The 12,961-nt window shown below is 61.8% G+C and carries 14 protein-coding genes; all 14 read left to right on the top strand.

Annotated elements, in window-relative coordinates; translation table 11 throughout:
* Nucleotides 1-11: 11 nt before the first annotated feature.
* The 14 genes from flhF to Q8X51_RS01450 all read left to right on the top strand — a co-directional run bounded on the left by flhF (nt 12) and on the right by Q8X51_RS01450 (nt 12,917).
* Nucleotides 12-1,328, top strand: a complete 1,317-nt coding sequence (gene flhF / locus Q8X51_RS01385; RefSeq protein ID WP_330214999.1) for a flagellar biosynthesis protein FlhF — start codon at nt 12-14, stop codon at nt 1,326-1,328.
* 105 nt (nt 1,329-1,433) lie between these two features.
* Nucleotides 1,434-2,267 (top strand): flagellar synthesis regulator FleN, encoded by an 834-nt coding sequence (gene fleN / locus Q8X51_RS01390; RefSeq protein ID WP_003192912.1) that lies wholly within the window; start codon nt 1,434-1,436, stop codon nt 2,265-2,267.
* Nucleotides 2,264-3,004, top strand: a complete 741-nt coding sequence (fliA, locus tag Q8X51_RS01395) for an RNA polymerase sigma factor FliA (protein WP_065924972.1) — start codon at nt 2,264-2,266, stop codon at nt 3,002-3,004. Before fleN ends, fliA begins: the two co-directional genes overlap by 4 nt.
* Nucleotides 3,005-3,173: 169 nt before the next feature.
* The gene (locus tag Q8X51_RS01400; RefSeq protein ID WP_160385018.1) at nt 3,174-3,548 is read left to right on the top strand and encodes a chemotaxis response regulator CheY; all 375 of its coding nucleotides are present in this window, start codon (nt 3,174-3,176) and stop codon (nt 3,546-3,548) included.
* Between the two features lie 18 nt (nt 3,549-3,566).
* The gene (locus Q8X51_RS01405; RefSeq protein WP_065924973.1) at nt 3,567-4,355 is read left to right on the top strand and encodes a protein phosphatase CheZ; all 789 of its coding nucleotides are present in this window, start codon (nt 3,567-3,569) and stop codon (nt 4,353-4,355) included.
* Between the two features lie 11 nt (nt 4,356-4,366).
* Complete coding sequence (locus Q8X51_RS01410; protein ID WP_137212127.1) at nt 4,367-6,592, top strand: chemotaxis protein CheA; 2,226 nt, start codon at nt 4,367-4,369, stop codon at nt 6,590-6,592.
* A 49-nt stretch (nt 6,593-6,641) separates the two neighbouring features.
* Nucleotides 6,642-7,775, top strand: a complete 1,134-nt coding sequence (locus Q8X51_RS01415; protein WP_074847404.1) for a protein-glutamate methylesterase/protein-glutamine glutaminase — start codon at nt 6,642-6,644, stop codon at nt 7,773-7,775.
* Nucleotides 7,775-8,515 (top strand): flagellar motor protein, encoded by a 741-nt coding sequence (locus Q8X51_RS01420; protein WP_027603872.1) that lies wholly within the window; start codon nt 7,775-7,777, stop codon nt 8,513-8,515. The genes Q8X51_RS01415 and Q8X51_RS01420 overlap by 1 nt, the downstream gene beginning before the upstream one ends.
* 142 nt (nt 8,516-8,657) lie before the next feature.
* Nucleotides 8,658-9,545 carry a flagellar motor protein MotD gene (gene motD / locus Q8X51_RS01425; RefSeq protein WP_065924143.1) on the top strand — a complete coding sequence of 296 codons (888 nt, stop codon included), beginning with the start codon at nt 8,658-8,660 and terminating at the stop codon, nt 9,543-9,545.
* 51 nt (nt 9,546-9,596) lie between these two features.
* Complete coding sequence (locus Q8X51_RS01430) at nt 9,597-10,385, top strand: ParA family protein (protein WP_065924144.1); 789 nt, start codon at nt 9,597-9,599, stop codon at nt 10,383-10,385.
* A gap of 2 nt (nt 10,386-10,387) precedes the next feature.
* Nucleotides 10,388-11,182 carry a CheW domain-containing protein gene (locus tag Q8X51_RS01435; protein WP_330215001.1) on the top strand — a complete coding sequence of 265 codons (795 nt, stop codon included), beginning with the start codon at nt 10,388-10,390 and terminating at the stop codon, nt 11,180-11,182.
* Nucleotides 11,183-11,263: 81 nt separating this feature from the next.
* Nucleotides 11,264-11,746, top strand: coding sequence for a chemotaxis protein CheW (locus tag Q8X51_RS01440; protein ID WP_005790025.1), 483 nt, complete (start codon nt 11,264-11,266; stop codon nt 11,744-11,746).
* Entirely contained in the window at nt 11,747-12,139 is a 393-nt protein-coding gene (locus Q8X51_RS01445) for a DUF2802 domain-containing protein (protein ID WP_407693438.1), read from the top strand.
* A gap of 451 nt (nt 12,140-12,590) precedes the next feature.
* The gene (locus Q8X51_RS01450) at nt 12,591-12,917 is read left to right on the top strand and encodes a hypothetical protein (RefSeq protein ID WP_065924147.1); all 327 of its coding nucleotides are present in this window, start codon (nt 12,591-12,593) and stop codon (nt 12,915-12,917) included.
* The last annotated feature ends 44 nt before the right edge of the window (nt 12,918-12,961 follow it).

Below are 12,961 nucleotides of genomic sequence, written 5' to 3' on the forward strand. Positions count from 1 at the left end.
GGTAGTGGGTTATGCAAGTTAAGCGTTTTTTCGCCGCCGATATGCGTCAGGCCATGAAACTGGTCCGCGATGAGCTGGGCGCCGATGCCGCGATTATCGGTAATCGTCGTATTGCCGGCGGTGTCGAGCTGACGGCTGCCCTGGACTACACCCCCTCGGCATTGGCGCCGCGTGTGCCGAACATGGAACTCGAAGACGAGCTGCGCAAGACCGCTTCGCGCATCGTCTCGGCCCAGGCTGAGCTGAGCATGCGTGGCGACAGCGATGCCTCCACCAATCGCCAGTTGTTCGCCGGCCTGCCGCTGACCGCCGCCGAGCCGCTGGTTGAGCCAACGTTCATCGAACCGCCACGTCCTGCCGCGCCAGCCCCGGCCGCCGCAGTCGACCAGCGCGTCTTCGACTCGATGCGTTTTGAACTCAACGGCCTGCGCGAATTGCTGGAAGTGCAACTGGGTTCACTGGCCTGGACCCAACTGCAAGGCAGCAAACCGCACCAGGCCAACCTGTGGCGCCGCCTGCAACGCATCGGCCTGTCCGGCCCGTTGTCCCGCGACCTGTTGGCCCTGACCACCGAAATCGAAGAGCCTCGCCAGGCCTGGCGCATGTTGCTGGCCCACCTGGCGCGGATGATCGCCACCCCGGAAATCGAACCCCTGGAAGAGGGCGGTGTGATCGCCATGGTCGGCCCTGCCGGCATGGGCAAGACCACCACCCTGGCCAAGCTGGCGGCGCGCTATGTGCTCAAGTACGGCGCGAACAGCATCGCGCTGGTGAGCATGGACAGCTACCGCATCGGCGCCCAGGAACAGCTCAAGACCCTGGGCCGTATCCTCAATGTGCCGGTCACCCACGTCGACCCGGGCCAATCCCTGGCCAACGCGCTCGATCCGTTGCTGCGCAAGCGCGTGGTGCTGATCGACACCGCCGGCCTGCAGGCCAGCGATCCGGCGTTGCGCCTGCAACTGGAAAGCCTGGCCGGGCGTGGTATCAAGTCGAAAAATTACCTGGTGCTTGCAACCACCAGCCAGAAACAGGTTCTTACCGCTGCGTACCATAGCTACAAGCGTTGCGGTCTGGCCGGCTGCATCCTGACTAAACTGGATGAAACCGCCAGCCTGGGCGAAGTGTTGAGCCTGGCTATCAGCCATGAACTACCGGTTGCCTACCTGACCGACGGCCCGCGGATCCCGGATGATTTGCATCTGCCGCGCCGTCATCAACTGGTCAGCCGCGCTGTCAGCGTGCAAATGCAAGAAGAGCCTAGCGAGGAAGCGATGGCCGATATGTTCGCCGACCTTTACCACAACCCGGCAAAGCGGGTGGGTTGAGGCGCGATGAACACCGTGAAATGTACCTACATCGATGGTCTGCAAGCGATTCACGCGGCCAAGCCATGTAGCCTGCGTCTAAGCAAGACAAGGTAAAGAAATAAAATGGGCAGCATGCATCCCGTACAGGTGATCGCGGTGACCGGCGGCAAAGGTGGCGTCGGAAAAACTAACGTGTCAGTGAATTTGTCCCTGGCCCTGGCAGAGCTTGGCCGTCGCGTCATGCTGCTGGATGCTGACCTGGGGCTGGCGAACGTCGACGTTCTGCTGGGACTGACGCCCAAACACACCCTGGCCGATGTGATCGAGGGGCGCTGTGAGCTGCGCGACGTGCTGCTCCAGGGCCCAGGCGGGATCCGCATCGTGCCGGCCGCCTCCGGTACCCAGAGCATGGTGCACCTGAGCCCGGCGCAGCATGCCGGCCTGATCCAGGCATTCAGTGACATCGGCGACAACCTTGACGTGCTGGTGATCGACACCGCCGCCGGGATCGGCGAGTCCGTGGTCAGCTTCGTGCGCGCGGCGCAGGAAGTCTTGCTGGTGGTCTGCGATGAACCCACCTCGATCACCGACGCCTACGCCCTGATCAAACTGCTTAACCGTGACTACGGCATGAACCGCTTCCGCGTCCTGGCCAACATGGCCCAGAGCCCGCAGGAAGGTCGCAACCTGTTCGCCAAGTTGACCAAGGTCACGGATCGCTTTCTCGATGTCGCCTTACAATACGTCGGTGCAGTTCCCTACGACGAGTGTGTGCGCAAGGCTGTGCAAAAGCAGCGTGCAGTCTACGAAGCGTTCCCTCGTTCCAAGTGCGCATTGGCGTTCAAGGCTATTGCCCAGAAGGTCGATACCTGGCCGTTGCCTGCCAACCCTCGGGGGCATCTGGAGTTTTTCGTCGAGCGATTGGTGCATCAGACGAGTGCAGGACCGGTGCTATGACAGCGAACGGCTATAACGCTTACAAGAAGTCTGCCCGTGACAGCCAGGGCGAGTTGATCGAGCGCTATGCGCCACTGGTCAAGCGCATCGCCTATCACCTGCTGGCACGCCTGCCCGCCAGCGTCCAGGTCGAAGACCTGATCCAGGCGGGCATGATCGGCCTGCTCGAAGTGTCGACCAAGTACGACGCGAGCAAGGGCGCGAGCTTCGAGACGTATGCGGGCATCCGCATCCGTGGCGCGATGCTCGACGAAGTGCGCAAAGGCGATTGGGCGCCGCGTTCGGTGCACCGCAATACACGCATGGTCAGTGACGCAATTCGTGCAATTGAAGCAAAAACCGGTCGCGACGCTAAAGATCACGAAGTTGCGGCCGAACTCCAATTGAGTCTCGACGATTATTACGGGATTTTGAACGATACCTTGGGCAGCCGCCTGTTCAGTTTCGACGACCTGTTACAGGACGGCGAACACGAAGGGCTGCATGAGGACGGCGCGAGCACGCATATGGAGCCGTCGCGTGACCTGGAAGATGAGCGTTTCCAGGGAGCGTTGGCGGACGCCATTGCCAACTTGCCGGAGCGCGAGCGGTTGGTGTTGGCGCTGTACTACGACGAAGAGCTGAACCTCAAGGAAATCGGTGAGGTCCTGGGGGTCAGCGAATCCCGTGTCAGCCAGTTGCACAGCCAGTGCGCGGCCCGCTTGCGGGGGCGTCTGGGAGAGTGGCGAGCGCGCTGACAGGCAGTGTGGGGAGCATTGCAAAGCGATACCGCGAAGGTGATAGCCTTCGCGGGCTCGGGCCGTGGTGCCCTCGGCAGTCCTTTTTGTGTAATGCCTGTTGATTGAAATGGCGCGTCCAGGTGCTGGGCGCGTTTAAGACTGCTTGGAGGTCGAATTGGACAAGAACATGAAAATCCTCATCGTTGATGACTTCTCAACGATGCGGCGGATCATAAAAAACCTGTTGCGTGACCTTGGGTTCACAAACACGGTCGAGGCGGATGACGGCCTTACGGCGATTCCGATCCTCAACAGCGGGAGCATCGACTTTCTGGTAACGGACTGGAACATGCCGGGGATGACCGGTATCGACTTGTTGCGCCACGTGCGTGCCGACGAAAAATTGCGCAGCCTTCCCGTGTTGATGGTGACCGCCGAAGCCAAGCGTGAACAGATCATCGAAGCCGCCCAGGCCGGGGTCAACGGTTACGTGGTCAAACCATTCACTGCACAGGCCTTGAAAGAGAAGATCGAAAAGATCTTCGAACGCATCCACGGCTGATGCCATCGCGGGGGAGCTATGGAGCATAAAGAAACGTCACAGGGAGACTTTGAGTCGACCCTGAAAAAGCATGCTCACCAGTTGGTCGACAGCCTTGAAAAAGGCCAGTTCGGCGATGCGGTGCAGTTGATCCATGAGCTCAACCAGACCCGTGACCGAGGCCTGTACCAGGAAGTGGGCAAGCTCACACGCGAGCTGCACAGCGCGATCGTCAATTTCCAGATTGACCCGCACATGCCCCAGGCCGAAGAGATTTCGCAGATCACCGACGCCACCGAACGCCTGTCCTATGTGGTCAGGCTGACCGAGGCGGCGGCCAACCGCACCATGGACCTGGTGGAAAACGCCACGCCCCTGGTCAACGGCATGGCCACGGAAGCCCACGCCCTGAGCGTTGACTGGGGCCGCTTCATGCGCCGTGAAGTCGGTGCGGAAGAGTTTCGTGAGCTGGCACGTCGGGTCGAAGGGTTTTTGTCGCGCAGCGAGCAGGAAAACCGCACGGTTTCCAGCAACCTCAATGACATTCTGCTCGCCCAGGATTACCAGGACCTGACCGGTCAGGTGATCAAGCGTGTGACCCAGTTGGTCACCGAAGTGGAAAGCAACCTGCTCAAATTGGTACTCATGGCCGGCCAGGTCGACCGTTTTGCCGGCATCGAACATGACCGCGAAGCGATCCTCTCTGAAAAAGATCCACAAAAACATCTCGCCAAGGGTGAAGGTCCGCAGATTCATGCCGATAAACGTGAAGACGTTGTGTCAGGTCAGGATGACGTAGATGACCTGTTATCCAGTTTAGGCTTCTAAGGAGCACCCACATGAGCTTCGGCGCCGATGAAGAGATCCTTCAGGATTTCCTTGTAGAGGCCGGCGAAATTTTAGAGCAACTGTCCGAACAACTGGTCGAGCTGGAAAGCCGCCCGGATGATGCGAACCTGCTCAATGCAATTTTTCGCGGTTTTCATACTGTAAAAGGGGGCGCCGGCTTCCTCCAGCTCCATGAGCTGGTGGAGTGCTGCCACATCGCCGAGAACGTGTTCGACATCCTGCGCAAGGGTGAGCGTCACGTTGATTCGGAGTTGATGGACGTGATTCTCGAAGCACTGGATGCGGTCAACGGCATGTTCAGCGAAGTGCGCGAGCGTGCCCCGATCACCGCAGCCACTCCGGAACTGCTGGCCGCCCTGGCGCGCTATGCAGAGCCGGCCGACACCTCGGCAGCGCCGGTGGTCGAAGCCGTACCGGAACCGGTGGCGGAGCCTGAAGCGGATGTGACGGACAGCGAGTTCGAGCAACTGCTCAGCTCCCTCAGTGCCGTCAAGGCCGAAGCCGAAGCGCCGGCTGCGGTTGCCCCGGTTGCCCCGGCTGCCGCGCCGACCAGCGAGGACATTACCGACGCTGAGTTCGAGTCCCTGCTCGATCAATTGCACGGCAAGGGCCAGTTCGCCGCCGACGCCGTGGCGCCTGCCGGTGCCGCCGCCGGTGCTGCGCAGGCGCCTGCCGCTTCTGCCAGCACCGACATCACTGACGATGAATTCGAAGCGTTGCTCGACCAGTTGCATGGCAAGGGCACCTTCGCGGCCGATGCCTTGCCGGCAGTCGCCGCTACGGCCGCGGCCCCGGCAGCACCCGCTGCCGGGGCCAAGCCTGCGGACGATGGGTTGATCTCCGATCACGAATTCGAAGCACTGCTGGACGATCTGCACGGCAAGGGCAAGTTCACCGAAGTCGCCCCGGCCGCTGCTGCAGCCACGGCGGCACCGGTTGCCGCCAAAGCCGCCGCGCCCGCCGCCAAGCCTGCGCCTGCGCCGGCTGCTGCCCCGGCTCCAGCGCGTGCCGCTACGGCGCCGGTCGCGGAAAAACCGGCCAGTGAAGCCGAAACCACCGTACGGGTCGATACCGCGCGGCTGGACGACATCATGAACATGGTCGGCGAGCTGGTACTGGTGCGTAACCGCCTGGTGCGCCTGGGCCTGAGCAGTGGCGATGAAGCCATGCAGAAGGCCGTGTCGAACCTCGACGTGGTCACCGCCGACCTGCAGACCGCGGTGATGAAAACGCGCATGCAGCCGATCAAGAAAGTCTTCGGCCGCTTCCCGCGCCTGGTTCGCGACCTCGCGCGCCAGCTGAAGAAAGAGATCAACCTGGAACTGGTGGGTGAAGAAACCGACCTCGACAAGAACCTTGTCGAGGCCCTGGCCGACCCGCTGGTCCACTTGGTGCGCAACGCTGTCGACCACGGTGTCGAAACCCCGGAAGAACGCGAAGCCTCAGGCAAGTCCCGTGGCGGCAAGGTGATCCTGGCGGCGGAGCAGGAAGGCGACCACATCCTGCTGTCGATCACCGATGACGGCAAGGGCATGGACCCGAATATCCTGCGCAGTATCGCCGTCAAGCGTGGCGTGATGGACAAGGACGCCGCCGACCGCCTGACCGACACCGAGTGCTACAACCTGATCTTCGCCCCCGGCTTCTCGACCAAGACCGAGATTTCCGACGTGTCGGGCCGTGGCGTGGGCATGGACGTGGTGAAGACCAAGATCAGCCAGCTCAACGGCTCGATCAACATCTACTCGACCAAGGGCCAGGGCTCCAAGATCGTCATCAAGGTGCCGTTGACCCTGGCGATCATGCCGACCCTGATGGTGATGCTGGGCAACCAGGCGTTCGCCTTCCCGCTGGTCAACGTCAACGAGATCTTCCACCTCGACCTGTCGCGCACCAACGTGGTCGACGGCCAGGAAGTGGTGATCGTGCGGGACAAGGCGTTGCCCCTGTTCTACCTCAAGCGCTGGCTGGTTGCATCGGCCGCCCATGAAGAGCAGCGCGAAGGCCATGTGGTGATTCTCTCCGTGGGCACCCAGCGTATCGGCTTTGTCGTCGATCAACTGGTTGGCCAGGAAGAAGTGGTCATCAAGCCTTTGGGCAAAATGCTGCAGGGAACCCCGGGCATGTCGGGTGCGACCATCACCGGTGACGGTCGGATCGCGCTGATTCTCGATGTTCCGAGCATGCTCAAGCGTTACGCCGCTCGGCGTATTTGATTCTGGTGGGGCATAGGCGGTATTGCCCGCCCCACCTAACGGAGTGTTTATGGCAGTCAAGGTCCTGGTGGTGGACGATTCGGGTTTCTTCCGCCGCCGCGTCTCGGAAATTCTTTCCGCCGATCCAAGCATCCAGGTGGTCGGCACGGCCACCAACGGCAAAGAGGCGATTGATCAAGCCATTGCGTTGAAGCCGGACGTGATCACCATGGACTACGAGATGCCGATGATGGATGGCATCACGGCAGTCCGGCACATCATGCAACGCTGCCCGACCCCGGTATTGATGTTCTCCTCGCTGACCCACGAAGGCGCCCGAGTGACCCTCGACGCGCTGGATGCGGGGGCGGTGGACTTCCTGCCGAAGAATTTCGAAGACATCTCGCGCAACCCCGAGAAGGTCAAGCAACTGCTGTGCGAGAAAGTCCACAGTATTTCCCGCAGCAACCGCCGCAGCCTGTTCAGCGCGCCAGCCCCTGCGCCGGCACCGGTTGCTGCGCCGGCGGCGCCTGCCGGTTCCACGTTTGGCCGCCCGGCGCCTGCGCCGGTTGCACGGCCTGCCGCGCCGCCGGTGCGGACGTCCGCACCGGCGGCTGCCCATTCGCCTGCGCCCAAGCGCAAGGCTTATAAACTGGTCGCCATCGGCACCTCCACCGGCGGCCCGGTCGCCTTGCAGCGCGTGTTGACCCAATTGCCGGCCAACTTCCCGGCGCCGATCGTGTTGATCCAGCACATGCCCGCCGCGTTCACCAAGGCCTTTGCCGAGCGCCTGGACAAGCTGTGCCGCATCAGCGTCAAGGAAGCCGAGGATGGCGACATCCTGCGTCCTGGCCTGGCGTTGCTGGCTCCGGGCGGCAAGCAGATGATGGTCGACGGCCGTGGCGCGATCAAAATCCTGCCGGGTGATGAGCGCCTCAACTACAAGCCGTGCGTGGACATCACCTTCGGTTCGGCGGCCAAGTCCTACGGCGACAAAGTTCTGGCGGTGGTGCTCACCGGCATGGGCGCCGACGGTCGTGAAGGCGCGCGCCTGCTCAAGCAGGGCGGCAGTGCGATCTGGGCCCAGGACGAGGCCAGCTGCGTGATCTATGGCATGCCCATGGCCATCGTCAAGGCTGACCTGGCCGACGCCGTCTACAGCCTGGACGACATCGGCAGGCATCTGGTGGAGGCCTGCCTCTGATGGATGTATTGAGCCTGATCGGCATCATCCTGGCGTTTGTCGCCATTATTGGCGGCAACTACCTCGAAGGCGGTCACCTGGGCGCCCTGGCCAACGGCCCGGCGGCGCTGATCGTGATTGGCGGCACGGTGGGCGCCGCGTTGCTGCAGTCACCGATGAGTTCGTTCAAGCGCGCGATGCAAATCCTCATCTGGATCATTTTTCCGCCGCGTGTCGACCTGGCCGGTGGCATCGATCGCGTCGTCAACTGGAGCCTCACCGCGCGCAAGGAAGGCCTGCTGGGCCTCGAAGGCGTGGCCGATGCCGAACCCGACAGCTATTCGCGCAAAGGCCTGCAATTGCTGGTGGACGGCGCCGAGCCGGAAGCGATCCGCAGCATCCTCGAGGTGGATTTCTACACCCAGGAAAGCCGCGACATCAACGCCGCCAAAGTGTTTGAAAGCATGGGCGGCTACGCGCCGACCATCGGCATCATCGGCGCGGTGATGGGCCTGATCCACGTGATGGGCAACCTGGCCGATCCGTCGCAACTGGGCAGCGGCATTGCCGTGGCGTTCGTTGCCACCATCTACGGGGTGGCCAGTGCCAACCTGGTGCTGTTGCCGGTGGCCAGCAAGCTCAAGTCGATTGCCATGCGCCAGTCGCGTTATCGCGAGATGCTGCTCGAAGGCATCCTGTCGATTGCCGAGGGCGAGAACCCGCGCTCCATCGAATTGAAGCTCCAGGGCTTCATGGATTGATGGTCATGAACCCTGTAGGAGCGAGCTTGCTCGCGAAAATCGTCAACGATAACGCGGGCATCCTGGATGAACGCGTTGCTCTCGGGTTTTTCGCGAGCAAGCTCGCTCCTACAGTTGATTTGTTTTGCGGAGGTAATCGCCTGTGAGCCGTCGCCGTCGCGAGCCTGAAGAACACGTCAACCACGAACGGTGGCTGGTGTCCTATGCGGACTTCATCACCTTGCTGTTCGCCTTTTTCGTGGTGATGTACTCCATCTCGTCGATCAACGAAGGCAAGTACAAAGTCATTTCCCAGGCGTTGATCGGTGTGTTCAACGACGCCGACCGTTCGCTCAAGCCGATCCCGATTGGCGAAGAGCGGCCCAAGACCGTGACCCCGGCCAAGCCGCTGGTCAATGACAGCGACGAAACCGCTGCCGGCGTGGGCGGCACCAGTGATCCGCTGAAAAGCATCGCCGATGACATCAGTGCCGCGTTTGGCGACCTGATCAGCTCCAACCAGATGACCGTGCGCGGCAATGAATTGTGGGTGGAGATCGAGCTCAATTCCAGCCTGCTGTTCGCCAGTGCCGATGCATTGCCCAGCGACCAGGCGTTCACCATCATCGACAAGGTGGCGGCGATCCTCAAACCGTTTGAAAACCCGATCCACGTTGAAGGCTTTACCGACAATGTGCCGATCAGTACTGCGCAGTACCCGACCAACTGGGAGCTGTCATCGGCCCGTGCCGCAAGCATCGTGCGCATGCTCGCGATGCAGGGCGTGAACCCTGGACGCCTGGCGTCGGTGGGGTATGGCGAGTTCCAGCCGGTGGCCAATAACGCCACGCTCGAAGGCCGCGCACGCAACCGTCGGGTGGTGCTGGTGGTGTCCCGAAACCTGGAGGTGCGCCGTAGCCTGACCGGCACCGGTACCGCCAATGCAACACCGGATGCGGCCTTGAAGCGCGCTGGCACACAAACTGCACCGGCCCCTGCAAAGCCGCCGGTTCAGCAGAGTGCCGTCAATTCTCCGTCGCCGGCTCAATAACCTTATGCAATGTCTCGGTCGCGCGTGTGCCCACCGGGAGGAACCATCCGAATGAGAGTCTGGGCAGTTGCCAATCAAAAAGGTGGAGTCGGCAAGACCACCACCTCCATCGCTTTAGCCGGCTTGCTGGCCGAGGCGGGCAAGCGTGTGGTCGTGGTCGACCTCGACCCCCACGGCTCGATGACCAGCTATTTCGGCTACGACCCGGATGCGCTGGAGCACAGCAACTACGACCTGTTCCTGCACAAAGGCAACGTACCGGCCGACCTGCCCGGGCAATTGCTGCTGCCCACCAGTAACGAAAGCATTTCCCTGCTGCCGTCGAGTACCGCGCTGGCCACCCTGGAGCGCCAGTCGCCGGGGCAGAGCGGCCTGGGCCTGGTGATCGCCAAGACCCTGGCGCAACTGTGGCAGGACTTCGACTACGCCATCATCGACAGCCCGCCGTTGCTCGGCGTGCTGATGGTCAACGCTTTGGCGGCCAGCCAGCAACTGGTGATCCCGGTGCAGACCGAGCACTTGGCGGTCAAGGGCCTGGAGCGCATGGTCAGTACCCTGGCGATGATCAACCGTTCGCGCAAACAGGCGTTGCCCTACAGCATCGTGCCCACCCTGTTCGACCGCCGCACCCAGGCGTCCCTGGGCACCTTGCGCGTCCTGCGCGATGCCTACCCGGAGACCATCTGGAACGGCTACATCCCGGTGGATACCCGCCTGCGTGATGCCAGCCGTGCCGGGCTCACGCCGTCGCAGTTCGACGGCAAAAGCCGCGGTGTGCTGGCCTACCGGGCGTTGCTCAAGCACCTGCTGTCCCAGCAGCTTGTGGCGCAGGTGGCCTGATGATGAACCGTCCCGTCGAACTCAAGGTCAAGACCCGCCCGCAACTGGCACTGGAATCCTACCTGGATGCCTTGCTGCAGGACGCGACCGCAGAAGAATTGCCGGAACCGATCCTGGTGCTGGAGCCGGCGGTCGAAGTGCCGTCGTCGAGCAGCCTGGATGAGTTCCAGTTGGCTGTATTGGAAGAGCAGGCCCGCGATGCACTCGTCGTCCCGGTCAGCGTCCCGGTGGTCGCGCCCGTCGTGCCTGTGGTGGTCGAGCCGGTCGTGGAAGTGCACCTGCCACCGAGCATCACGCCACCGCCGGTGAGCGGCGATGATCGTCCGGCCTGGGCGGCCGAGCCATTTGAATGTCTGCTGTTCGACGTCGCCGGGTTGACCCTGGCGGTGCCGTTGGTGTGCCTGGGCTCGATCTACTCGTTGGAGGGCCAGGAACTGACGCCATTGTTCGGGCAGCCGGAGTGGTTCCTGGGCATCCTGCCGAGCCAGGCCGGTAACCTCAAGGTGCTGGACACCGCGCGCTGGGTGATGCCCGACCGCTACCGCGATGACTTCCGCCAGGGCTTGCAATACGTGATCTCGGTGCAGGGCTACGAATGGGGGCTGGCGGTGCATCAAGTCAGCCGTTCGCTGCGCCTGGACCCGAATGAAATCAAATGGCGCAGCCATCGGGGCCAGCGGCCCTGGCTGGCAGGCACCGTGATCGAACACATGTGCGCGTTGCTGGACGTTGCCGAACTGGCCGAGTTGATCGCCAGCGGTGCCGTTAAGGCGATGCCGGTGAACAAACGCAGTTGATTGGACAATAAGGGCCGCGCGAGCGTGCGGCCAAAAGAAGTACACACGCCGCCTACATCGGCATTTGAAGGGGTCAGAGATATGAACAAGTCAGCGTCCGCACAAGGTTTGGATGATCCGATCCTGCAATGGGTTACCTTCAAACTGGACAACGAAACCTACGGTATTAACGTGATGCGCGTGCAGGAAGTGCTGCGCTACACCGAGATCGCTCCGGTTCCCGGTGCGCCAAGCTATGTGCTGGGCATCATCAACCTGCGCGGCAACGTGGTGACGGTGATCGACACCCGCCAGCGTTTTGGCCTGGACACGGTCGAAGTCAGCGACAACACGCGTATCGTCATCATCGAGGCCGACAAGCAAGTGGTCGGGATCATGGTCGACAGCGTCGCGGAAGTGGTCTACCTGCGCCAATCGGAAGTGGAAACCGCGCCGAACGTGGGCAACGAGGAATCGGCCAAGTTCATCCAGGGCGTGTGCAACAAGAACAACGAACTGTTGATTCTGGTTGAGCTGGACAAAATGATGAGCGAAGAAGAATGGTCGGAACTGGAGAGCATCTGATTGTTCCTTGAGGTCGCGGTGATTGTCCTGGCCCTGTTGTGGGCCGGGACCTTGGGTTTTCTGCTGCGCTATATACGCCAGCAGCGCGAATTGGCGATGCAGCAGGCCCAGCGCGATGCGGTGCGTGATCGACGGGTGCTGGAGTTGGTCAAGCGGGTCGATCACTTCCAGCAGAGTGCGGTGAAGGTCGGGGACGAGGTGCATGAACTGCGCGCCATCCTCGCGCCGTTGCCGGACAAACTGGCGCAGATCGAGCAGCGTGATCCTTCCAGCCTGTCATTTGCCCAGGCGGCGAAGCTGGTGGGCATGGGCGCTACCGTGGATGAACTGACCCAGTCGTGTGGCTTGACCCAGGCTGAGGCGCAGTTGATGAGTAAGTTACACAAGAGCTGATTGCGCCGTGTGAACCGTGCGCCTCTCTCTATGCCTTGAATGCCGGCTGCGGCTGATTGTGTCGGATGTGTCACAGTGCCATGGTTCTCCGTGGCACTTTTACTTCTTTGTGATGACCCATCTACGCATGTAGGAAATTTCACTCACAAGGATGCGAAATGTCTGTTGATCCCCCTCTCGAGCAAAACCCTCTGTTTGGCTGCCGTCTTGGGTCGCCACCTCCGCGCTTACCGCACAATCAAATGCCGTGCTTCAAGATCGACCGCGTCGTGCTCAGTGGCGATCAGGCTGAAGATGTCCAGTAAACCCTGTCGATGATCCGTTGCAAGGACGTTGCATCGGTGCCAGCGGCATTGACCTCACGTTGAGCCACGGGCCATGCCAGGGACGCGTTGGCGAATCTCCAGTGTGCGATGGCCGCCGCTGATCCATCACTGAAGGGAAGCAGCGAATGAACGATCTACGCAATGGACTGTACGGCGTCGCGCTGGTATTGGCGGCGGCAGGGTTGGGCGGTTGCGCCTCGTCGATGACGGTCACCGGCGAGCCGGGGGTGAAGATGGGCCAGGGTTATGCCCAGGTGCTCGCGGTGGTCAGCCGCAACAACACTGTGACCAAGCAGGTCGACGGCCAAGGCTTCCGGGCTGAGGGTTACTCGCCGATGTTCAAGGACTGCCGGATCAAATACTTCATCTTCCAGGGCGCCGATGGCTTGCAGCAGGTGAAGTACGAGCCGGCGCCGCGGCTGTCGGTCAAACAGAATTGCCGTCAGCCGTAAGCAGCCCTTTATTCCTCTGCGAGTTGGCTGCTGATGACATTTTA

Source organism: Pseudomonas sp. Yb2C2 (assembly GCF_052112325.1).
GTDB lineage: Bacteria > Pseudomonadota > Gammaproteobacteria > Pseudomonadales > Pseudomonadaceae > Aquipseudomonas > Aquipseudomonas marginalis.

Coding starts and splice junctions, on each gene's coding strand:
- flhF (WP_330214999.1), top strand. CDS start 12: ATGCAAGTTAAGCGTTTTTTCGCCGCCGATATGCGTCAGGCCATGAAA.
- fleN (WP_003192912.1), top strand. CDS start 1,434: ATGGGCAGCATGCATCCCGTACAGGTGATCGCGGTGACCGGCGGCAAA.
- fliA (WP_065924972.1), top strand. CDS start 2,264: ATGACAGCGAACGGCTATAACGCTTACAAGAAGTCTGCCCGTGACAGC.
- Q8X51_RS01400 (WP_160385018.1), top strand. CDS start 3,174: ATGAAAATCCTCATCGTTGATGACTTCTCAACGATGCGGCGGATCATA.
- Q8X51_RS01405 (WP_065924973.1), top strand. CDS start 3,567: ATGGAGCATAAAGAAACGTCACAGGGAGACTTTGAGTCGACCCTGAAA.
- Q8X51_RS01410 (WP_137212127.1), top strand. CDS start 4,367: ATGAGCTTCGGCGCCGATGAAGAGATCCTTCAGGATTTCCTTGTAGAG.
- Q8X51_RS01415 (WP_074847404.1), top strand. CDS start 6,642: ATGGCAGTCAAGGTCCTGGTGGTGGACGATTCGGGTTTCTTCCGCCGC.
- Q8X51_RS01420 (WP_027603872.1), top strand. CDS start 7,775: ATGGATGTATTGAGCCTGATCGGCATCATCCTGGCGTTTGTCGCCATT.
- Q8X51_RS01430 (WP_065924144.1), top strand. CDS start 9,597: ATGAGAGTCTGGGCAGTTGCCAATCAAAAAGGTGGAGTCGGCAAGACC.
- Q8X51_RS01435 (WP_330215001.1), top strand. CDS start 10,388: ATGAACCGTCCCGTCGAACTCAAGGTCAAGACCCGCCCGCAACTGGCA.
- Q8X51_RS01440 (WP_005790025.1), top strand. CDS start 11,264: ATGAACAAGTCAGCGTCCGCACAAGGTTTGGATGATCCGATCCTGCAA.
- Q8X51_RS01450 (WP_065924147.1), top strand. CDS start 12,591: ATGAACGATCTACGCAATGGACTGTACGGCGTCGCGCTGGTATTGGCG.